Below are 22037 nucleotides of genomic sequence, written 5' to 3'. Positions count from 1 at the left end.
CGCAATGGCGCGACGGTCGGCAGGTGGCCACAAACGCGTTCATCTGGCGCATGGCGCGATCCTGCTGACCGAATGAGAAAGGACTATCACCATGGCTTCGCAAGGCACCAAGCAGCGGCATCACCCGGCGGCCCGGATGTACGCAAAAGAGCTGCAAGGCGGTGCCCTGGACCGACGTGAGTTCCTGACCCGTACGACCGCCCTGGGGTTGTCCGCCTCTGCCGCCTACGTGCTGGGCGGTCTGGCGCAACCTGCCGAGGCCGAAAGCCATGTGCCGCCCGGTGAGACGGGTGGAACGTTGCGCATTCAGCAAGAAGTGCGCCCGATAAAAGATCCGCGCACCTACGACTGGCCGCAGATCGCGAACTTCACCCGTGGGTGGCTGGAATATCTGGTAGAGTACAACCGCGACGGATCGCTGCGCGGCATGCTTCTGGACAGTTGGGAGGTCAACGACGACGCCACCGAATACCTTCTGCATGTTCGTCCCGGCGTGCTGTGGACCAATGGCGATGCCTTTACCGCCGATGATGTGGTGCGGATGTTTGCCTATTGGTGTGATCGAACCGTTGAAGGCAATTCCATGGCCGGACGCATGGCGACACTGGTGGACGAGAGCACCTCGCAGCTGATCGAAGGCGCCGTGACCAAGGTCGATGACCGGACCGTGCGCGTCAGCCTGCCAAAACCCGACATCACCCTGATCGTCGGCATGGCGGATTACCCCGCCGCCGTGGTTCATGCCAGCCACTCGCCGGACACCATGCTTGAAAACCCCATTGGAACAGGGCCTTACCTGCCGGAGGTCTATGAGCCCCGCAGCAATGGGGTGTTGGTCCGGAATACGCAGCATGCCTGGTGGGGGGCTGAGGCAGAAGGGTTCGGTGGCGCGTCGCTGGACCGGATTGAATTCATCGACCTTGGCACGGACCCTGCGTCCTGGATCAGCGCAGCGCAGGCCGATGAGGTGGATATGCTGTACCAGAATGTCGGTGAATTCATCGACATTGCCGACGCCATGGGGTGGGAGAAGTCAGAGGTCGTGACGGGCGCCACCGTTGTCGTGCGCTTCAACCAGAACACTCCGGTGGATGGGACGGCCGTGTATGCGGAGCCCAAGCTGCGGGAGGCTTTGGTGAAGGCGGTGGACAACGAGATCTGTCTTGAGCTGGGATATTCCGGACGCGGTGTGGTGGCGGCGAACCACCACGTCGCGCCTGTGCATCCCGAATATGCTGACATCGGCCCGGCGGTCTACGATCCGGAAAGCTCTGCGGCGCTGCTCGACGAGATCGGCATGCGCGATTACGAGCACAACCTGATTTCGCTCGACGATGGGTACACCAAGAACACCGCCGATGCGGCCGCAGCCCAATTGCGCGATGCGGGCATCAAGGTGAAACGCACCGTGCTGCCCGGTTCGTCATTCTGGAGCGAATGGTCCAGCTACCCGTTTTCCGCCACCGAGTGGGTGCATCGACCGCTGGGCGTTCAGACCCTGGCGCTGGCCTACCGGTCCGGTGCGGCGTGGAACGAGACCGGATATGCCAACCCGGAATTCGACGCCAAGCTGGCGGCGGCCATGTCGATCGCCGATGCAGAGGCCCGCAGCATCGTCATGGCCGATATTGAAACAATATTGCGCTCAGATCATGTGATGATCCAACCCTTTTGGCGCTCACTCTATCGGCATTTCCGACCGGGTGTCCTTGGTGCAGAGATGCACCCGTCTTTCGAGATCCATTTGTATAAACTGGGACTGGCGGCCTGACGCCTGTCAGCGTGCTGCCGACGGCGCGCGTACCGAGATAAAGACAGCCTGAGCGTCGCTCCCTTCACTGTCGCTCTCTTTACCAGTGTCGTCGTCCGTCACCAGCTGGGCAAGCTGTGCCTCCCCGCCCCCGCGTCGCTTGCGGATGAAACGGGGTGGGATCGTGGAAAGAGCCAAGATCTCGTTCTGCTCCTCAACGGACATAGGTTCCGCAAGTTTGAAATCCCCCATGGTCTGGTGAAAGCGTGCAAGCTTTGCCCCGGGCAGCGCCGTTCCGGACACGTTCAGGACGGCGTCACAGCCGACGACCAACGGGATTTCCGACGCGTCGCGCGGTTGAAAACGGAAACCGCCCCGACCCAGCGTGAGCATCAGTCCGGGCACACCCTTGCCGTCGATTTCCAGAACGGCGGGCACACAGCACGCCCGGCGATTGTAGAGCAGCGTCCAGATCCAGCGCGCAGCGATGTCGAACGCGAACAACAGCCCGATCACGAGGATCAGTGCGACAACAACCGCCCCGCCGGTCGCCAAAATGCTGTCTTTCAGGACGCGGTCCAGCGCCTGCCAATCAATGCGGCCGTCGGTGATGATGGCCCAACGTGCCTCTGGCAGGACACCTATGTCGTGGTCTTTGGCCCTGGCGCATGCCAGCTCGCTTTGCCGGTCGAATTCCCGCAGCATGGACTGCATGTGGCGTGGATCGTAGCGCGCTCCGGCACTGCTGAGCCGCGCGCCTTCGGCCATCAGGTCGAGCGCGATGCCTTCCAGCGCCTCGAAGTGCGTATCATTCAACGTATTGAGCAGGCGCTGTTCACTCAGCCCTGACATCTGGTCGCTGATCCGCTCTGCAATGCGCGGGCTGACCTCTGTGCCGTCCGCGGGGAGGATCGAGAGGGTCAGCACCAACCCGGTGAGCGCCTGTGGCCGATCACACTCCTGGGCAACGGTAGCATTGGCCCAGATCACCATCACAAGCACAGACGCCGCTGCGCGTCCCGCCCTAACAACTGGTTCGAATAGGGTCGCCAAACCAAACATGTGATGCACCCCAAAGGCCCGTGTTCACGAACGTCCGAGGACGTCCCGGGCCGAGAGTGTCATCCAATGGTCAACTGCGGCTTAAGCTATAAAATCCGCTGGAAATAGGTCGCAAAGGCAAGCGCCGTCAGCTGCCCCAGATTTTCTTCACATAGTTGCGGGTTTCGCGGTAAGGCGGCACGCCATCGTGTTTCTCAACCGCGCCGGGACCCGCGTTGTAGGCGGCCAGCGCCAGACGCCAGGAGCCGAACTTCCTGTATTGAATCATCAGGTACTTCGCGCCGCCCAGCAGGTTTTCCTGCGGATCATGCGGATCCACGCCAAGCGATTTGGCCGTGGCCGGCATCAATTGTGCGAGACCGATGGCCCCCTTGTGGGACAGCGCCTTGGGATTGAACCGGCTTTCCTGCATGACGAGGCGCAGAAACAGATCCTCCGGCACGCCATGTTTTTGCGCCGCGATTCGCGCCATTGTCGCGTAGGGACCGTTGTAGCGCCCACGATATTTCGGCACCTGCGCCGCACCAGCCGCGCCCGTGCCCCACTTGGTCGGGGTCACAACCTGAGGCGGCTGGAGGCGCACGGAGCTTTTGTATTGAGCGGAGGCGCGGCTGTCCAAGACACCGATTTGAGAGGAAAACAGGCCGGCGCGGCTTTTGGTGGAAATCGTTTCTGCCTTTACGACACCTGACGACAGACAGAGCATGCCAACAGCTGCCAGAGCCGTCCATGCCACACTTCCAAAGCGCACCCCCGCCATTGCAAACCTCTTCACCGTTGTTCAAATTTCGGCGGAGACTAGCCGCAAAACGCATCTTCGGGAACCCCCGGACCGACCCGGCGTTTACCCCGGTTGGAGGGTTCGTTAGAAACGGCAGACATTCGCCTATGCGATTCTAGGTTTCGAGAGGAAAAACATGGCCGGTTCCGTGAACAAAGTCATCATCGTGGGCAATCTGGGCCGTGACCCGGAAGTCCGCAGCTTTCAGAACGGCGGAAAGGTGTGCAACCTGCGCGTCGCAACGTCCGAGACATGGAAAGACCGCAACACCGGCGAGCGCCGGGAAAAAACCGAATGGCATTCGGTTGCGATCTTTCAGGAAGGCCTGGTCCGGGTGGCTGAACAGTACCTGCGCAAAGGCTCCAAGGTCTATATCGAAGGCCAGCTGCAAACCCGCAAGTGGCAGGACCAGAGCGGTCAGGACCGCTATTCGACCGAGATCGTGCTCCAGGGCTTTGGCGGTAATCTGACAATGCTGGATGGCCCGAGCGGCGGCGGTGGCGGCGGTGGCAACTACGGCGGCGGCGGTGGCCAGGACAGCTACGGCGGTGGCGGCTACGAAGAGGGCGGCGGCTACGGCGGAGGATCTTCGTCCGGTGGCGGCTCCGGCCCGGCGCGCGCTCCGGCCCGCGATATCGACGACGAAATCCCGTTCTGAGGGATCCCCGTTGAAAGATCCGAAACCCGGTGCCTGCGCACCGGGTTTTTTTGTTTGCGGCGTAGAAAACGGCGCGCGCGCCCCGGGCCGGTTCGACGGACTGAGACCGCCGCACAACCGAAAAAGACGCGCCTGCGATAAAGGTTTTCGCAATCACGACATGCTTTTTTCATCGCCCCGGTCGCTCAGCAGCCTATGTGGCACTTCAAACCGAAATCACAAACACTCCAAACCCCCAAGCAAAAAGCTGACAGCCAGGGAGGGCTCGCATGGCGACCTTTGATCTCAATGGAAAAGAAGTGACGGTAGATGTCCCCGACGACACACCGCTGCTCTGGGTCCTTCGGGACGAAATGCAAATGACCGGCACCAAGTTCGGCTGTGGCGTTGCGCAATGCGGTGCGTGCACCGTAATGCTCAACGGCATGACGCGGCGCTCCTGCGTGACGCCGATTTCGATGGTGGACGGCAGCAGCGTCACCACGATCGAGGGCATGGACGGCCCGGAAACCAAGGCCGTGCAAGCCGCGTGGGAAAGCCTCGACGTGCCGCAATGCGGCTGGTGCCAGTCCGGTCAGGTGATGAGCGCCTCGGCGCTGCTGCGGGAAATCCCCAAGCCGACGGATGAAGACATCGACAACGCCATGGCAGGCAACATCTGCCGCTGCGCGACCTATGTCCGCATCCGCAAGGCGATCCATGACGCCGCCGACAGCCTGGAAGGATAAACCATGACCAAGATGAACCGCAGGGGTTTCCTGACCTCCTCCGCCGGTCTGGTGATCGGCCTGTCGCTGCCCATCGCGGCACGCGCGCAATCCGGGGCCGCCCTGGCCTTTGAAAGCGACGGCACCGAGGGCACATTCGCGCCCAACGCCTTTGTCCGCGTGGCGCCAGATGACACCGTCACCGTGATGATCAAGCACATCGAATTCGGCCAGGGGCCCTATACCGGCCTGTCGACCCTCGTGGCCGAAGAGCTGGACGCCGACTGGTCGCAGATGCGCGCCGAAGCCGCGCCCGCCGATGCCGTCTACAAGAACCTCGCCTTCGGGATGCAAGGAACCGGTGGGTCCACCGCGATGGCCAACAGCTACATGCAGATGCGCAAGGCCGGGGCCGCTGCGCGCGCCATGCTGGTCGCTGCCGCTGCCGAAGAATGGGGTGTTGATGGCTCAGAGATCACCGTCTCCAAAGGTGTGATCAGCCACGGCGACAAAACCTCCGGCTTTGGCGCCTTGGCTGAAAAAGCCGCGCAGCAGACCGTTCCCGAGGATCCGACCGTCAAGACCGCCGACCAGTTCGTGCTGATCGGGCAGGACTTGCCAAAGCTCGACACCGTGGCGAAATCCAACGGGACGGCGACGTTCTCGATGGATCTGTACCGCGACGGAATGAAGACCGTCGTTGTGGCCCATGCGCCAAAGTTCGGCGGCGCGGTTGCGTCGTTCGACGACAGCGCCGCGCTGAAGGTGCCCGGCGTCGAAGCGGTCCACCAGATCCCGCAGGGCATCGCGGTCTACGCGACCTCGACCTTTGCCGCGATCAAGGGGCGCAACGCGCTCGACATCCAGTGGGATGACAGCAACGCCGAAACCCGGTCGACCGATGCGATCTTCGAGGCCTTCTCCGAGGCCGCCGCGCAGGGTGGTCAGGATGCCGAGATGATCGGCAACGGCGCAGCGGACATCGACGGCGCGGCGCAGGTGATCGAAACCGAGTTCCGCTTTCCCTATCTGGCGCACGCGCCGATGGAGCCGCTGGACGGTCTCATCGAATACAGCGAGGGCAAGGCCGAGGTCTGGATGGGCTCTCAGTTCCCCGGGCTGGACCATCCGGCGGTGGCCAATGTTCTGTCGCTTGAGCCGGGAAACGTCCGGGTCAACGTCATGCTGGCCGGTGGCAGCTTTGGCCGTCGCGCGCAGGACACGGCGCATTTCGCCAATGAGCTGGCAGAGGTCGCCAAGGCCGCAGGCCCCGGCACCTACAAACTGGTCTGGACCCGCGAGGATGACCTGCACGGCGGCTATTACCGCCCGCTGACGGTGCACAAGATGCGCGCCGGTCTTGCAGAGGACGGCACGCTGACCGGCTGGGAAGACGTGGTGGTCAACCAGTCCATCATGGCCGGTGGCCCCATGGCACAGATGATGCAGGACGGCATGGACCCGACCTCTTACGAGGGCTCGACGAAAATGCCGTACGATCTGACCCATGCGCGCACCGGTTGGGCGCAGATGGAAAGCCCGGTTTCCGTTCTTTGGTGGCGCTCTGTCGGTCATTCGCACACCGGCTACGCCACCGAGGTTTTCTTGGACATGGTGCTGGAGGCGCAGGGCAAAGATCCTGTGCAAGGGCGTCTTGATCTGCTGAAATCCGACATGACCCGCGACCGCGGCGTGCTGGAAAAAGTGGCGAAGATGGCCGGCTGGGATGGCGAAAAGGTCAAGGGCGACAAGGGTTACGGCGTCGCGCTTCACGAGAGCTTCAGCACGTATGTCGCTCAGATCGCTGAAGTTTCCGACGTTGACGAGATGCCGAAAGTGCATCGTGTCTGGTGCGCCGTGGATTGTGGCGTGGCCGTGAACCCCAACGTGATCCGGGCGCAGATGGAAGGCGGCGTGGGCTTTGGCCTTGGCACCGTTCTGTTTGACGAGATCACCCTGGCCGATGGCGGCGAGGTTCAGCAGTCGAACTTTGACACCTACCGCATGTTGCGCATCCACGAGATGCCGGAGGTCACGGTCGAGATCATCCAGTCCGACGCGGATCCGACCGGCGTGGGCGAACCGGGCTTGCCGCCCATCGGTCCCGCCGTTGCCAACGCCTGGCGTGCGCTGACCGGCGAGACCGTCACCACCCTGCCCTTTGCCAAGAAAACCGGAGCCTGAGCCATGAAGAACCTGATGATCGCGGCGCTGCTGTGCGCCACCCCGGCCATGGCAGAAAACGTCAACGGCCTGCGCACTGTCGATGAATTCGACAGCATCGAGGCCGAGGGGGAGCGCTCCGTTGCGCTGTTCGAGGAGATGATGGTGGTGATCGAGCACCCTCGGTGCAGCAACTGCCACCCGGTGGACAACTCCCCGCGTCAAGGCGACGACATGCGGATGCACCAACCGCCCGTGGTGCGCGGGGCCGCCGACTTTGGCGCGCCGGGGATGCGCTGCACCACCTGCCACTCGGAGGAAAACGTCGCCTTTGAAACCGGCGAAGGGTCGATCCCGGGTCACGATCCGTGGAACTTGGCCCCGATCTCCATGGGCTGGATCGGCAAGAGCGCGTCAGAGATCTGTGCGCAGCTCAAGGACCCGGAGCGCAACGGCGGCAAATCACTGGCTGAGCTGCACGAGCACAATGCCGAGGACGGTCTGGTCGGTTGGGGCTGGGAGCCCGGCAAAGGCCGCACGCCCGCGCCCGGCAGCCAGAAGGTGTTTGGCGAGCTGACGCAGGCCTGGATCGACACCGGCGCCGCCTGCCCCAGTTCCTGATCTCGACGCAAAAACACGAAGGGCCGGTCTGTAGTGACCGGCCCTTTCAGATAGAATTTCCAAACTTGTTCAGCGTGCCGCCAACTGCTCCGTCAGCAGGTCACGGACGGTTTGGCCCGGCACATCAGAGGTGACAAAGGCCTGACCGATGCGATGCGCCAGAATAAAGCGCAACTGCCCGTCGATGACCTTCTTGTCCTGCCCCATAAGGTCGAGCAACGCATCGGCATCGGGCAGATCGCCGGGTATGTCGCTGAGATCGCAGCGCATTCCGGCATCTTTGAGCAAGGCGCGCACGCGGCTGGGGTCCTCCTGGGGGCACAGGCCAAGGCGCGACGACAGCTCGAACGCCAAGGCGCAGCCTATGGCGACACCCTCTCCATGCAGCAGTCGGTCGCCGTACCCCGTGGCTTTTTCCAACGCATGACAGAAGGTGTGCCCAAGGTTCAGCAGGGCGCGGTCGCCTTGCTCTGTCTCGTCACGCAGAACGATTTCCGCCTTCATTTGCACCGAGCGTGTCACCGCGTATTGCCGGGCCTCCACGTCGCCGCCGATCACCCGTTGCGCGTTTTGCTCCAGCCAGTCAAAGAAACCCGCGTCGCCCAACATGCCGTATTTGACGACCTCTCCCATGCCGGCGCGAAAGTCACGTGGCGTCAAAGTGCCCAGCACACCGATGTCCGCCAGCACCATCGACGGCTGATGAAAACTGCCGACGAGGTTTTTGCCCTGCGCGGTGTTGATCCCGGTCTTGCCGCCGACGGAGCTGTCGACCTGCGCCAGAAGCGAGGTCGGGATCTGAACAAAACGCACGCCCCGTCGCAGCACGGCGGCGGCAAACCCCACAAGATCGCCGATCACGCCGCCGCCCAAGGCGATGACCACATCGCGCCGCTCGACCTTTTGATCCAGCAACCATTCGACAGTCTGGCTGAAGAACGGCCAGCTCTTGGTGCCCTCGCCCGCGGGCAGGGTCATGGCAACGCTTTCGATACCTTCCGCCGTCAGAGCGCCTTGCAAGGTGCTCAGATGCGCGGCGGCAACAGTGTCATCAGAGACGATGGCAACGCGCGGGCGTTTCAGCAACGGCGCGATCTCAGACCCGGCGCGGGCCAGCAGCCCCTCGCCAATGCGAACCTCGTATTCCCGCCCCGGAAGCGGCACACCAACGGTGTCGATCATGCGTTTTTCTCCAATACGTCGGGCCGCTCCGCCAGCAGGGCCAGCGTCACCCGATGCGCCATGCTGTCGAGTGATATCTTTGGCTCGGATTTGACCGACAGGTCAGCCAGCCGATAGATCGGCGTGCGGCGTTCATAGATTTCGCGCAACGTCGCCTTGGGATCGGGGGTTTTCAGCAAGGGGCGCGTGTCCTTGTGGCGGACGCGCTCCCACAACAGTTCCAGATCGGCGTTCAGCCAGATGGAGACGCCCTTTTGCGACATGTTGCGACGGTTTTCTTCGGACATGAAGGCACCGCCCCCAGTGGACAGAACGCCCGGCACGCCATCCAGCAAGCGGTCGATGATCTGGGTTTCCTTGCGGCGAAAGAAGGCCTCGCCGTCGCGGGCGAAAATCTCGGCAATGGTCATCTGCGCGGCTTCTTCGATCTCGTGATCCGAATCGCGAAACACCACGCCCAGATGTGCGGCCAGAGTTCGGCCCACGGCCGTCTTTCCCGCGCCCATCATGCCCACGAAGACGATGGTCTTGTGCAATTTCAGCACCGCAGACGCCGATCCGCGCGACATGTCGTCCAGTCCCCTGGTCAAACCCTTGTGATCTGTCCCTTCGGCCATTCCTTGCCCATCTCTTGCCTGTTGCGTGAATGACGTGAACCGGACAAAAAGGCTAGGTATAAAGCAAAAAATACCTGAGGCAGGGGGTGCCCATATGGGCCGACTATTCAAATGGCTTTTCTACCTTGTGGTGCTGGCTGCGCTGGCACTGGTGGCATATGCCTACATCGGACCTTTCTTCGGGGCGGATTTCAGCCCGCCACAGACAGAGATCCGCGTCCCGTTGCAGCTGGAAGAGGACTGATATGCCGCGCAGCCTGCGCCGAATGATCACCGTGTCCGCACTGGCCGTGATGCCGGGGCTGGCGCTTGCGCAGGCTGATCCCGTCAGTCAAAGCGCGCTGCCGCCTGCCGTCGACAGCCAGCCCCTGTCCGCCCCCAACGTCGGCGCGGCGGGTCTGCTGAGCAGTGCCACCACCGGCCTGCCGAACGATCTGTGGTCCGGATCGGACCCGCGCAGCATTGCGACGCTGATCGCCGCGGTGGACCTGCCGGTGCCCGCGATGACGCGCATGATGCAAACGTTGATTCTGGCCGAGGCGCAGCCGCCCCGTGGCGACATGCGACACGATTTCCTCGATTCGCGTCTGACGTGGCTGACCTCCCAGGGGGCGGTGGAACAGGCGGTGGCGCTGTTGGACATCACCGGCGTCGACGACCCGCGCCTGTTTGCGCATTGGGTGAATCTGTCGCTGCTGCTGGGCCAGACGGAACCGGTCTGCGCCAAGCTGGACGCTGAGCCGCGCCTGTCCTCCGATCTGTCGTTACGGATCTTCTGTGCGGCCCGGTCCGGCGATTGGCAACGCGCCGCCTTGATCCTGCAAAGCGCGGAAACTCTTGGGGAAATCACCGGGCGACATGCGGAACTGATGGTGCGTTTCCTCGATCCCGAGGCCGGCAATGGCCGCGATCTGCTGCCTCCGGTGCGCCCCTCGGCGCTGGAATTCCGCCTGTTCGAAGCCCTGGGAGAGCCCTTGCCCACAGCGCCGCTGCCGCGGTCCTTTGCCGTGCTGGACTTGTCCGGCGACAATGGCTGGCGTGCGCAAATCGAGGCGGCGGAACGGCTGGCACGCGCGGGCAGCCTGCCGCCGAACCGGTTGCTTGGCCTCTACTCCTTACGGGATGCGGCGGCGTCCGGCGGGGTCTGGGACCGGGTTGATGCGCTTCAGAATTTCGAGGCCGCATTGCAACGCGACAACGATGACCTTATCGGCCGCGCGCTGGTGCAGGTCTGGCCCCAGATGGCGCACGCGCGCCTGTTGTCGCCTTTCGCAGAAATGTTCGCCGTCGAACTCGAAGGCCGCACGTTCGAAGGACGGGCCGCCCGGATGGCGCGGCGCCTGATGTTCCTGTCGTCGGGCTACGAAGAGCTGACCGCCGACATGAAAGACACCTCCGCCGAGGCACAATTCCTGACCGAAGTCGCGCGTGGTCTGCCCCCGCAAAACGTGCCCGCCCTGCCCCACGCCGAGGCCGTGGCGCTTGGCTTTCGTGGCGTCGAAGTGCCCAGCGTGCTGCGCGACCAATTGGCCGAGGGACGTCTGGGCGAGGTCGTCTTGCGGGCCATGGCGCTGTTTGCGTCCGGCGCGGATGGCAACGGTCAGGATCTGTCCGACGCCATTTCCACCTTCCGGGCCGTGGGGCTGGAGGATGTGGCGCGCAGGGCAAGCCTTGAGCTGATGATCCTCGACGCGGAACGGGCGCTGCAATGACCATCGCCGCGGGCCGTTGGCTGCCGCTGTTCCTTGACGCGATGGCGGCGGAACGCGGTGCGGCGGCCAACACGCTGGCCGCCTATCGCCGCGATCTGGAACATGTGGATGAGTGGCTTGGCGATCAGGGGCGCGGCTTCGATACGGCTGCGCGCGGCGACTACGAGGAGTACCTCGTGCATTGCGACACGCTTGGCCTGTCACGCGCGACACGGGCGCGGCGTCTGTCTGCGATCAAGCAGCTATATCGTTTCGCCTTTGAGGAAGGGCTGCGCGACGACAACCCTGCCGTGCAGATCAGCGGGCCGGGTCGAGATAAACGCCTGCCCAAAACGCTGTCCATCGAAGAGGTCGACCGGCTGCTTGTCGCGGCGCAGGCCCATGGCCGGACAGAGGCCGACCGCGCCCGCAATGCCTGCCTGATGCAGGTGCTCTATGCGACGGGAATGCGCGTGACGGAGCTGGTGTCGCTGCCGGTGTCATCGGCACGGGGCGACCCCCGCATGCTGTTGGTGCGCGGAAAAGGCGGCAAGGAACGCATGGTGCCGCTCTCGCCACCCGCGCGCGATGCGCTGACCGGATGGTTGCAGTTCCGCGACGACGCCGAGGACAAGGCGCGCGCCAGCAAGGGCACGCAAGCCTCGGCATTCCTGTTCCCATCACATGGCAAGGCCGGACACCTGACACGGCACGCTTTTTATACGCTTATCAAGGAGTTCGCGGTCGAAGCTGGCGTTTCTCCCGCAAAGGTCACGCCGCACACATTGCGCCATGCCTTTGCCACGCATTTGCTGGCCAATGGCGCGGATCTGAGGGCGATTCAGACCTTGCTGGGGCACGCCGATGTGGCCACCACGGAGATCTATACACATGTGCTGGAGGAACGTCTGAGGGAGCTGGTCATGGATCATCACCCGATGGCCAAGGACTAGCCGGACGGACGCAACGCCGCTGGCAGGATGTCGAGCGACGGCCACTGCCCGGTTTCCAGACACCGGTCATAGCCTTGTGTCAGATTGGCGGCCTGCATTGCGCTTTGCGCCCCGGGCCAGTCGTAGTCCAACCGGTGCTGCGTGACCCGGTGGCCGTCAATGATCGCATAGCAGGTCCGGGGGCTGCCGTCGTTCGGGGGCATTCCGACGCTGCCCGCGTTCACCCATAGCGTGTTTTCTATCTGTCGGCAGAATGGCAATCCGCAATGCCCCGCCAAGACAATCTGCGGCCGGGGGGCCTGCGTCAGCTCCGCGCGCTTTGCCAGTTCTTCGGTGAAATCCGTTTCTGCCGAGGTGGGCCAGAGAAACCGCGATATATCGGTCCAGCCACCGTGGATCGCCGCGATGTTGCCAAGGCTGACCTCATCGGGCAAGCCCGCCATCCAGGCGCGCGTCTCGGCATCCATGGCGCCGCGCGCATGGGCATACCACGCCGCCGACAACCGGTCACAGGTCGACCCCTCGTCAAAGCCGCAGCCGCACCCCTCGGCATCCTCCGCCAGTTGTCGCTCGCAGTTGCCGGCCACGACGTGACAGCCCCAATCGCGAATCTCTGCCACGGTGGCGACCGGATCGCCGCAATAGGCCACGACATCGCCGGTGCAGATCACGCGCGCCGCCGGGATGCCCAAACGGACGGCCTCTGCCCGCAGGGCCCGCGTTGCCTGAAGGTTCGACACCGGGCCACCGAATGCAAGTATCGGACCCGTCTCATACGGTTGGACAACATGTCTGCGAAAGCGCATTTTCCTTGCCCTTGAACCAAGCGCCCGCGCGCCCCATAACCCCATCAACCCTTAAGGAAAGACAGCGTAGATGGAACCCGAAACAGTCTTTGATGCCGCCTTCTGGATCACCTCCGGCGCGATTGTCCTGCTGATCACGATGTCGGGCTTTTTCTCCGGGTCGGAGACAGCCCTGACCGCCGCGTCGCGTGGCAAGCTGCGGGCCGCTGCTGACCGTGGCGCCACCGGGGCGGAAAAGGCATTGGCGATCACCGAAGACAACGAAAGGCTGATCGGGTCGGTCCTGCTGGGCAACAACCTGGTGAACATCCTTGCGACCTCGCTGGCGACGGCCTTGTTCACCCGGATCTTCGGCGACAGCGGCGTGGCATTGGCGACGCTGGTGATGACCGTGATCGTGCTGGTCTTTGCCGAGGTGTTGCCCAAGACCTACGCCATCACAAACCCCGAATCTGCCGCCGCGCGCGTCGCCACGCCCATCGCGGTGATCGTGAAGCTGTTCTCGCCGGTGGTGTCCGCCGTGCGGCTTCTGGTGCGCGGCGTGCTGCGGGTCTTTGGCGTGCGGACCGACCCCGACAGCCAGATCCTTGCCGTGCGCGAAGAGATCGCAGGCGCGCTGCATCTTGGCCACTCCGAAGGTGTCGTTCAGAAAGAAGACCGTGACCGTATCCTTGGCGCGCTGGACCTTGGCGACCGCACCGTCGAAGAAATCATGCTGCATCGCTCCAACATCGAAATGGTCGATGCGGACATCGCACCGCAGGACATCGTGCAACAATGTCTGGAATCCAATCACACCCGCCTGCCCGTCTATCGCAATGATCCTGAAAACATCATCGGCGTGGTGCACGCCAAGGACCTGTTGCGCGCCATTTATCGACTGACCACCACCGAAGGCAGCCTTGCCGACGCGCTGAGCGGCTTCAAGGTGACGTCGATCATGATGAAGCCGTATTTTGTCCCGGACACCACACCGCTGGATGAGCAGATGCGCCAGTTCCTGCGCCGCCGCACGCATTTCGCGCTGGTGGTGGACGAATACGGATCCCTCGAAGGGCTGATCACGCTGGAGGATATCCTCGAAGAGATCGTCGGCGAGATCACCGACGAATTCGACCCGCAGGCGGACCATCAGATCATGCGCAGCGAAGACGGACAAATGCTGGTCGATGGCGCGATGACAATCCGGGACTTCAACCGCGCCACGGATCTGGCCTTGCCCGACGATGAGGCCAACACGCTGGCAGGTCTGGTTATTTTTGAAAGCCAGATGATCCCGACCGTGGGTCAGGTGTTTTCCTACCATAACTTCCGGTTCGAAGTGATGGAGCGTGAAAACAACCGCATCACCAAATTGAAGATAATGCAAATCTGAATGCGCTTGCACGTCAGGGCGGCGTTAAGGGCTTGGGGCTACACTGTGCAAAAGTTGATTTGTGCGGAGGTTAGCAATGTCCCCAGACGACATCGTTCATATGCTGCGACTTCGTGCGTTGTCTCTGGACCGCAAGCAGGCTTTTGGCCGGTGGACGATCACATCCGAGGCACCGCCAAAGCTGCGATGTGAATGGCACCGGCCTCATGATCCGAGGCAGGCGCCGCCTGCCCCGGGCAAGTAAGCCACGATCACGCCTCGTCACGCGCCTCGGCGGCCGCTTTCAGACGACGCCGGTCCGTACCCCAATTCAAAGATTCGAGCGCGCGCTCAAGGTATTCCTGCCCCCGCTCATCGGCGGCCGCGCAAAGCTCCGGGTCAGGATGGCGTTTCAACCCTCCGAGCACCTTCTGCAGCCGTTCCTGAACTTCACGAATGCTCGCCCCGTCGCGCGCGATCGCGTCAAACGCATCGCCAACAAGCGCAGCAGCATCCAGAGGGCGGGCATGCAAACGCGGGTGGCGCGGCTTACCATCGCCCTCCGTCTCATCCCGATATCCTGACAGGATGCTGCCGCAACGGTTGATGATGTCGATGGCCGTGCCGGGATCGTTGATGCCGGGTGACAGGGCTTTGGAGGCAATCTGGCACATGGTCATCAGGCCAAAGCGCGGATCCTGATCGTAGGTGCGTTCATCCCCGAGAATGACGTTTGCATGAACAGCGTCTTTCAGCCGGGTCCGCGTTTCGTCATCAGGATCCTTGTCCAGGCCACAGACCTTCGCCACCGGCGAGTGCAAAAAGACAAAGTCCCCGATCTCTTGCAGCAGGTATATCTCGCAGTCCAGTTCCTCGGCCAGTTCCTGCAGCGGCTCCGGGTGAATGATCTGCACGTAGCCGGTCTTGGGTGTCGCGATCACCAGACCATCCTTGGGCACGTCGCCGGTCAGCGGTTTCGCCCCGAGACAGGGCGTCTCCAGCCGCTGCGCGAATTGACGAGCGGTCATGGTTTCCAATTGTCGGGCGGAGTTGATGAGAGAGCCGAGGGATTGCAGGTGTTGCATCCAGCGAATCAACGACCACACGATCAACGCCAGCATGGCCACCGTCAGCACGAACATCACCAGCGCTTTCTCGTCCGAGATGTAGCTGACCTCCCGCAGAACGATGGCCACAAGCGCGTAAACGTAGGAGCCGATAAAGGTTGCCAAGGTGTTTTGCGTCACAGCATCCTGGCGAATGAGTTGTTGCAGACGCGGGGTGAATTGCGACGCCGTGGCCTGGTTGGTCGACACCATCACCGTCAGCGAGAAGGTCGTCACGGTCAACATGGCCGAGGCAATGATATCCAGCAGCCGGTCCACCGACCCACCGGCCACCCAACCTTGCATTTTCTGCGGCAGCAAAGCCTCGATCACCTGGCTGAGCGGGATGGAGAGGACCGCGAGCATTCCGAAAATCGCCACGCGCACCCACAAGATGCGAGAATATCCGCGCAGGACGCGCACCGCCTTGCGCGGGAGAGCAAAAACCTTGTTCATGGGGCGCAACTTAACGTGCCATGCAGGCTTGCCCAGCGGGAATCGTGCGCCCCGTCGCTTTTGTATGCGCGGCCTCACGGCGCATTGCACTTTGTAATCCTTCCCGCCAGCGCGATGCGTGGCATTGGGCGCGTGGTCCCGCAAAAGGGGCGTATCGGGATAATCGCCCCTCACGTCAAAGCGCGCTTGATGGGTCGTTCAAGCCGCTTCGACACCCATCGAGGGCCCTCGCAGGATTAAAATGCGGTTAAATTGCCGCGTTGCAGCGGCGCGCAGATGCAGGTGCAGCGTATAATTTTCTGTCTTTTCAGGGAGATCACAGTTATAGATATTACCATGCGAGACATTGCGATATTAATCCCTGCTGCCGGGTCCAGTTCCCGGATGCGCGGCAAAGACAAGCTGCTTGAAACTGTCTGTGGCGTGCCGCTGCTGCGCCACATGGCTTTGACCGCAATCGCCACCGGCGCGCATGTGTCCGTGACGCTTCCGGATCACGACCATCCCCGCGCCAAAGCTCTGGCGGGTTTGCCCGTTCAGGTCATATCGGTTCCCGATGCGGATGAGGGCATGTCGTCTTCGCTGCGGCGCGGCGTCGGCATGTTGCCCCGTGGTATGCGCGCGGTGGTGATCCTGCCCGCAGATATGCCGGAGCTGGAAACCTCCGATATCCTGCAAGTGATGACGGGATTCTGCTCGGTGCCCTATCCGATGTTGCAACAGGCCTCCACGGAGGACGGCACGCCCGGCCACCCGGTCCTGTTCCCGGCCGATTGCTTTTCTGCCATGGCGCAGTTGACGGGCGATCAGGGCGCGAGAGAAGTGCTCCGGTCCAACAAGCATCGCCTCCGTCAGGTGGCCTTGCCCGGTGAACGAGCGCTGCTTGATCTCGACACGCCGGAGGCCTGGGATGCATGGCGCGGAGAGTGTTCCGACAATGGCGACGAAAAGATCTGCATGCCGGCGGAGTAGGACCCTCTCCCGCATCCGTACAACAAAAGCGCCTCCGATCATTGCGGAGGCGTTTGTCATTTCAGGTCAGTGGTCTGGTTAGTTCAGCACGGTATGCTGCTGCATCACGCGCTGAAGCGAGGGTCCATTGAAATCCTGTTTGGACCAGATCTCTCTCACGTTGGAGGCGCGCGCCTTTGCATACATGAAGGGCGTCGGGAAATCGCTGACGATCACGAAAGGCACCCGCTTGAACGCGTCTTTCTGTGCCAGCTCATGCACGAAGTCGACGCCAAACCCATCGGGCAAAGCGTTGTCGAGAAATACGATGGAGACCTTTGAAGTCAGCAGCTTTTTTCGGGCTTGCGCCAGATCACACGCGATCACCATGGGGAAATCGGGATATTCCTTGGTAAACACCCGCCGCATCATGCGGCGGTCAAATTCCTGATCATCCACAATCAGGCACAGTTTCTCTGACTTGACCATCGATTCACCGTTCGCTCGACCCAGGATCAGATCATGCCAGTACGGGTCCTAATGACGGGTTAAGCCTTGGATTTATCGAGAATTTTCAACAATAAACGGGGCGACCTCCCCCAAGGCCGCCCCGTCCGTTACGTCGCCCCCGGTACATCAAAGGGGCGAGTGGTGTAGATCTCAGCGCGTCAGAAGCGCGGCCTCGTGCCGTTTCAGCGAGCGGCGCGCGGCGGCATAGCCTTGCAGACCATCTGCCTCGGCAAGCTCCGGGAACAGTTCCAGAATTTCCTGACGCTGTGCAGTGCCGATGCCTTTCAGGGAGTAGTCGCCCGGCTGGAAGCTTTCGGTCCAGGAGCCGTTTGACAGGACCACTTCGTGCTGCTCGAACATGATGTGGATGTAGGACACGGAGCCCGTTTCCACTTCTTCGACACCGTCGAGGTCCACCAGGTGCTTTGCCGCGACAAGAACTTCGCGCTCTTCAAAGTACAGAGCCGTCTTGTCGTTGGCCACCAGAACGCGGTGGTTCGGAGAGACCAGCATGTCGTGCTCAGGCAGACCGTTGCCCAGTGCGCCCTGCTTGATCAGGACCGGGTTCAGGTGCGGCTTGCGCGCAAGGTCATGGCCGGTCAGGTCCTTGCGGCCGACCCACTTGATCTCCTGCATGCCGTTGTCACGGGTGATCACGCGATCGCCAACTTCAAGATCCTCGACCAGCTTTTCGCCCGACGGGGTCGCAATCAGCGTGCCCGGAGTAAAGCAGGGAACGATTTCCTCGATCTCGAAGAAGTCCATGGTGCCGGTGACGTCGCCGGCAGAGTTCAGGAATTCCACGGTGCCGTCGAGACCATTGCCGTTGGAGTCGGTGACCTGGTTCACGATGCGCCAGTCTTCGCCGCGCATCCCTACGCCGGTCAGGTCCAGTATGTCGTAGTCGCCATTCGCCGGATCGGCAGGATCAGCCGTATCGACGAAGCCACCGGAGCCGCCGTCAACCACGTCGCCAGCGCCATGCGCCGCACTGTCGACGACGATCACGTCGCGGCCTTCGCCGCCGGAGATCGAGTCAACGCCCGCGCCGCCGTTCAGCGTGTCGGAGCCTTGGCCACCGATCAGCGTATCGTCGTCACGCCCACCGGAGATCAGGTCGTCATCAATACCGCCGTCGAGGTAGTCGTTGCCCGAGCCCCCCTCCAGCGTGTCGTCATCGTCACCGCCATAGATCGTATCATCGCCAAGGAAGCCCTGAAGCAGGTCACGGTCGTTCTCGGTGTTGACGTCGATGTCGTCGGTCAGTTCCAGCGCCGCGATGTTGGAGCCGTCGATGTAATCGTTGCCCTGCCCACCGTCGATGGTGTCAGAGCCATGACCACCGATCAGGCTGTCGTCGTCCTGGTTGCCACGGATCAAATCGTCGTCAATACCGCCGAGGATGGTATCGTTGCCCTGACCGCCGGTGATGGTGTCGCGGTCATCGCCGGTTTCGATGTAATCGTCCCCGATGTTGCCGTCGACACTGTCACGACCGTCTTCCTGGTTCGGATCAGAGGTGAAGCCAAACGTTTCATTCAGGAAGCCGCCAGGTGCAAAGGCCGCATCGTCACCTTCGTAATCCGAGAACGTGTCGGTCCCCGCGATGATGGTGTCGTTGCCCTGGCCGCCCCTGATCGTGTCGGCGCCCTGGACGTCGTACAGGTAGTCATCACCCGTGCCGAGGCTCACGACGTCATCGTCGATGCCAGAAAAGACCGTATCGTCGCCACCGCCTGCGGTGATGGTGTCGTCGTCGTCGCCCGTGGTGATATAGTCCGCACCCGAGGTGCCGGTTACACTGTCCAGATCGTCGGACGGGTCAGTGTCTTCGTCGAAACCATCGAGCGGGTCGAGCGGCTGGAGCGACGGATCAACAGGGAACACATCGGCATCGATGGCGCCAACGCCCTCTGCCGGGGTGCCCACGCCGATGGTGATCGTGCCGGTATCCGTTCCGCCATTGCCGTCGGAGATGGTGTATTCGATGGTGTCCGTACCGATGAAGCCATCCGCAGGGGTGTAAGTCACTTCCCCGGTGGTCGGGTCAAAGGATGCCGTGCCGTTGGAGGGCGGGGTGATGCCCGTCAGGATCAGCGGATCGCCGTCGGCGTCGGTGTCGTTCAGCAGCGGCGTCACGACAAGCGGCGTGCCGGGCGCGGTTTCCGCGGTGTCATCAACGGCAACCGGATCAGTGTTCGTCGGTGGCGGCGGCGGCAGGGAGTCGTCATCCACCGTGAAGGTGATTGTGCCGGTGTCTGTCAGCGCGCCGTCGGTGATGGTGTAGTCGACGGTGTCGGTGCCCTCGAAGCCCGCATTGGGGGTGTAGGTCACCTCGCCGGTGGTCGGATCGAAGCTCACGGTGCCGTTGGCCGGAGCAGTCACGGAGGTCAGGGTGATCGGATCGCCCTCGGGATCAGAGTCGTTGACCAGTGGCGTCAGGGTCACGGGCGTGCCAACCCCGGTGGTCGCCTCGTCGTCCACGGCGGTCGGCGCTGTGTTCGGCGCTGTCGGATCCGTCACGGTCACAGTGATCAGGCCCACATCGGTCGCCGTGCCATCGGACACAGTGTATTCCACGGTGCCTTCGCCAATGAAACCGGCGTCCGGTGTAAAGATCACCTCGCCCGTGGTCGAATCGATCACGGCGGTGCCATTGGTCACGGCGCCGATGGAAGTCACGGTCAGCGTGTCGCCATCTGCATCGGTATCGTTGTCGGCAGCGTCGATGGTGACAACCGTGTCCAGATCGGTGGAGGCGAAATCGTCCACCGCGACCGGCGCAACATTGGCGCCATCCACATCGACGGTGGAGAATTCCACGTCGGAAATCGTCACGCGCTGATCGGACACGCCACCGTTGGCGTATTGGATCACGATGGACGCGACAGGACCGGCCACTTCGACCAGAACGGAGCCGTCAGCATCCTGGAGACCGGTCGAGGTTTCACCGTCCAGCGTATTGCCGGTCACATTGACCGAACCCGCCGGGGTAAATGTCACCGGGACTTCGTTGCCATCAGCATCCAGCGCCGTGATTGTCAGGATATCCTCGAACGGCCCGGCGGTCCCATCTTGATTGTCGCCCATCGTATCTGTGTCGATATCGTTGATGCGGAAGGAAACGTTCTGGACCTGATCGGTATACAGATCGTCGGTCGCACGAAAATCCAGCGTGGTTGTGGATGTCGCATCGGCGGTATCGTCCGGTGCCCCGTACAGCTTCAGCCAGGACTGCGGATCGAATGTCTCGCCGTCGGCCACATAGCCGGGTGCGTTGAAGGTGAACGCCGTTGCGCCGACCTCAGCCGCGTCGAATGAAATGTCGACGGCAACGCCGCCGGTATCCACCGTGGCAGACGCGCCACCAGTGTCGTCAGTGTCGGTCAGTAAGGTGCCGTACCCGCCAAGTGCACCCCAGTCCAGAACCAGATCAACCATCTAAAAGCCCTCATTTTCCTGTCGGGGAAGCCCCCAGCCGCAAGCACTGCGACGACACTGCCCGCGGCACTGCCCGTTTACTCATTTCGCTCTGCTCTGATGGGTCGACGTTTTCGCCATGCCTCTGCCCGCGACTTTTGCGAGGCGAAGAAGTACGGCGGCTTGGACGCGCTTCGTCCTGGCATCACGTCGGACCTGTCAGAACCGAACTGTTCAGCGGCCACCCCCGCGGCCTGTATTCTTCACCCCCAGCGGGCTTGGAGATGTTAATACGTCAAGTGTGCCTCCGCTCGGAAGAGAAAATTGTCGGAAACTGGACAACACGCGACAGATCCGCGCCCCAATCGGCGCGAATTTTGACAGGGGCAACGGACACTTGGCCGGTTATTGTGTCGGGTTGAGAAACACTATTCGCGCTTTTCCTGAGGAAATATGAAATTTCCAGCCTCGTCGCGCGGTGGTTTGTCCCGGATTGTCGATAATTATGGAAACAATTCCATGGGGTTTTTTGAAGGCGCGGGCACAAAAACAAGTCGGACACATTTCGGCGCCGTCTGTGTCAGTTGGTGAACCAATGTAGACCTGCGGGATTTATTGATTACGGCGATGACAAGTCATGGTTGAAAAGTCGCCGAATCAGTAGGCCGGTATCGGGAGTCTTTGACGCTCCCCAGCCTGCCATTGCCCGTTTGGGACAGAATTGCGTCTGCACGTTTCCGCCTCAGGTCTTATCCACGTCTAAACACTGTCACGTTAAACGTGTAATCTCAACGCCGGATCGCCTTAACCTTGCGTCAGAGCTCAACCTAGATGTTTCCTGTCGCCTCGCCCTACCCGTTAAGCGGCATGCCGTCCAGACTTGAGCGTGCATCTTTTTGCCATGCGCACGGCCCGTCGGACATCAGCATTCCCGACGCCGCCGTGTAGATTTCCGGCCAAAGCAGCCTTTCCGGGCCTTCACCAAAGCCTTCGCCGAAACGTGGTTAATGGATTGCGAACCGCACAGCGACCCCACACCCGCGTCGATAAAAAGCGCCACCGCACGCGCCAGCAGCGGGCTGTGAACGTGTCACATCGCGGCCATTGCAGATCACTGCAAAAGCGCATAAGCTCTATCGCTGCACCGCGCCTCTAACAGCTGAATCCGCGGCACGCGGTCTCAATCTGAGCCGACGGAGAACAGCACCAGCTGCGTCTTTTGCCCTCATCCAATCACGCTGATCCGCCC

The 22037-nt window shown here is 62.1% G+C and carries 18 protein-coding genes; 10 read left to right on the top strand and 8 right to left on the bottom strand.

The window, feature by feature from the left end; genetic code table 11:
- The first annotated feature begins 91 nt into the window (after positions 1-91).
- Complete coding sequence (locus tag J4E08_RS02385; RefSeq protein WP_349537144.1) at positions 92-1771, top strand: ABC transporter substrate-binding protein; 1680 nt, start codon at positions 92-94, stop codon at positions 1769-1771.
- A 6-nt stretch (positions 1772-1777) separates the two neighbouring features.
- Here J4E08_RS02385 and J4E08_RS02380 read toward each other — a convergent pair whose 3' ends face one another.
- Together J4E08_RS02380 and J4E08_RS02375 are read right to left on the bottom strand one after the other, a co-directional pair.
- The gene (locus J4E08_RS02380) at positions 1778-2812 is read right to left on the bottom strand and encodes a hypothetical protein (RefSeq protein WP_349537143.1); all 1035 of its coding nucleotides are present in this window, start codon (positions 2810-2812) and stop codon (positions 1778-1780) included.
- 127 nt (positions 2813-2939) lie between these two features.
- Positions 2940-3572 carry a lytic transglycosylase domain-containing protein gene (locus J4E08_RS02375; protein ID WP_502949230.1) on the bottom strand — a complete coding sequence of 211 codons (633 nt, stop codon included), beginning with the start codon at positions 3570-3572 and terminating at the stop codon, positions 2940-2942.
- 157 nt (positions 3573-3729) lie between these two features.
- On the opposite strand from J4E08_RS02375, the gene ssb reads away from it, so the two are divergent.
- The 4 genes from ssb to J4E08_RS02355 all read left to right on the top strand — a co-directional run bounded on the left by ssb (position 3730) and on the right by J4E08_RS02355 (position 7742).
- A complete protein-coding gene (gene ssb / locus J4E08_RS02370) occupies positions 3730-4251 on the top strand; it encodes a single-stranded DNA-binding protein (protein ID WP_349537142.1) in 522 nt (173 codons plus the stop codon).
- Positions 4252-4520: 269 nt separating this feature from the next.
- The gene (locus J4E08_RS02365; protein WP_183964233.1) at positions 4521-4979 is read left to right on the top strand and encodes a (2Fe-2S)-binding protein; all 459 of its coding nucleotides are present in this window, start codon (positions 4521-4523) and stop codon (positions 4977-4979) included.
- A gap of 3 nt (positions 4980-4982) precedes the next feature.
- Positions 4983-7142 carry a xanthine dehydrogenase family protein molybdopterin-binding subunit gene (locus J4E08_RS02360; protein ID WP_349537141.1) on the top strand — a complete coding sequence of 720 codons (2160 nt, stop codon included), beginning with the start codon at positions 4983-4985 and terminating at the stop codon, positions 7140-7142.
- 3 nt (positions 7143-7145) lie between these two features.
- On the top strand, positions 7146-7742 hold the full coding sequence (locus J4E08_RS02355) for an Isoquinoline 1-oxidoreductase subunit (RefSeq protein ID WP_183964229.1): 597 nt from the start codon (positions 7146-7148) through the stop codon (positions 7740-7742).
- Between the two features lie 69 nt (positions 7743-7811).
- Here the strand turns inward: J4E08_RS02355 and aroB are convergent, their stop codons facing one another.
- On the bottom strand, positions 7812-8924 hold the full coding sequence (gene aroB / locus J4E08_RS02350) for a 3-dehydroquinate synthase (RefSeq protein ID WP_349537140.1): 1113 nt from the start codon (positions 8922-8924) through the stop codon (positions 7812-7814).
- Positions 8921-9493 carry a shikimate kinase gene (locus J4E08_RS02345; protein ID WP_349537447.1) on the bottom strand — a complete coding sequence of 191 codons (573 nt, stop codon included), beginning with the start codon at positions 9491-9493 and terminating at the stop codon, positions 8921-8923. The genes aroB and J4E08_RS02345 overlap by 4 nt, the downstream gene beginning before the upstream one ends.
- A gap of 142 nt (positions 9494-9635) precedes the next feature.
- On the opposite strand from J4E08_RS02345, the gene J4E08_RS02340 reads away from it, so the two are divergent.
- Genes J4E08_RS02340 through J4E08_RS02330 form a run of 3 tightly spaced genes read left to right on the top strand, consistent with a single transcriptional unit; the run spans position 9636 to position 12185 of the window.
- Complete coding sequence (locus J4E08_RS02340; protein ID WP_183964225.1) at positions 9636-9785, top strand: hypothetical protein; 150 nt, start codon at positions 9636-9638, stop codon at positions 9783-9785.
- 1 nt (position 9786) lies between these two features.
- Positions 9787-11253 (top strand): hypothetical protein, encoded by a 1467-nt coding sequence (locus J4E08_RS02335; protein ID WP_349537139.1) that lies wholly within the window; start codon positions 9787-9789, stop codon positions 11251-11253.
- A complete protein-coding gene (locus J4E08_RS02330) occupies positions 11250-12185 on the top strand; it encodes a tyrosine recombinase (RefSeq protein ID WP_349537138.1) in 936 nt (311 codons plus the stop codon). The genes J4E08_RS02335 and J4E08_RS02330 overlap by 4 nt, the downstream gene beginning before the upstream one ends.
- Here the strand turns inward: J4E08_RS02330 and J4E08_RS02325 are convergent.
- Positions 12182-12991: a metallophosphoesterase family protein gene (locus J4E08_RS02325; RefSeq protein WP_349537137.1), complete on the bottom strand. Its 810-nt coding sequence runs from the start codon at positions 12989-12991 to the stop codon at positions 12182-12184. The genes J4E08_RS02330 and J4E08_RS02325 overlap by 4 nt on opposite strands.
- Positions 12992-13061: 70 nt before the next feature.
- Between J4E08_RS02325 and J4E08_RS02320 the strand changes: the two genes are divergently transcribed.
- Positions 13062-14366, top strand: a complete 1305-nt coding sequence (locus tag J4E08_RS02320) for an HlyC/CorC family transporter (protein ID WP_349537136.1) — start codon at positions 13062-13064, stop codon at positions 14364-14366.
- 251 nt (positions 14367-14617) lie between these two features.
- Here the strand turns inward: J4E08_RS02320 and J4E08_RS02315 are convergent, their stop codons facing one another.
- Positions 14618-15907 (bottom strand): DUF2254 domain-containing protein, encoded by a 1290-nt coding sequence (locus J4E08_RS02315; protein WP_349537135.1) that lies wholly within the window; start codon positions 15905-15907, stop codon positions 14618-14620.
- Positions 15908-16183: 276 nt separating this feature from the next.
- Between J4E08_RS02315 and J4E08_RS02310 the strand changes: the two genes are divergently transcribed.
- The gene (locus J4E08_RS02310; protein WP_349537446.1) at positions 16184-16879 is read left to right on the top strand and encodes a nucleotidyltransferase family protein; all 696 of its coding nucleotides are present in this window, start codon (positions 16184-16186) and stop codon (positions 16877-16879) included.
- 78 nt (positions 16880-16957) lie between these two features.
- On the opposite strand, the gene J4E08_RS02305 is transcribed toward J4E08_RS02310, so the two are convergent.
- Together J4E08_RS02305 and J4E08_RS02300 are read right to left on the bottom strand one after the other, a co-directional pair.
- Positions 16958-17347 (bottom strand): response regulator, encoded by a 390-nt coding sequence (locus J4E08_RS02305; protein WP_183964214.1) that lies wholly within the window; start codon positions 17345-17347, stop codon positions 16958-16960.
- Positions 17348-17518: 171 nt separating this feature from the next.
- Complete coding sequence (locus J4E08_RS02300; RefSeq protein ID WP_349537134.1) at positions 17519-20809, bottom strand: Hint domain-containing protein; 3291 nt, start codon at positions 20807-20809, stop codon at positions 17519-17521.
- Positions 20810-22037 lie beyond the last annotated feature (1228 nt).

This window comes from Sagittula sp. NFXS13 (assembly GCF_040148795.1).
GTDB classification, from domain to species: Bacteria; Pseudomonadota; Alphaproteobacteria; order Rhodobacterales; family Rhodobacteraceae; genus Sagittula; species Sagittula marina.
This window is presented reverse-complemented; position numbering and strand designations above follow the sequence as displayed.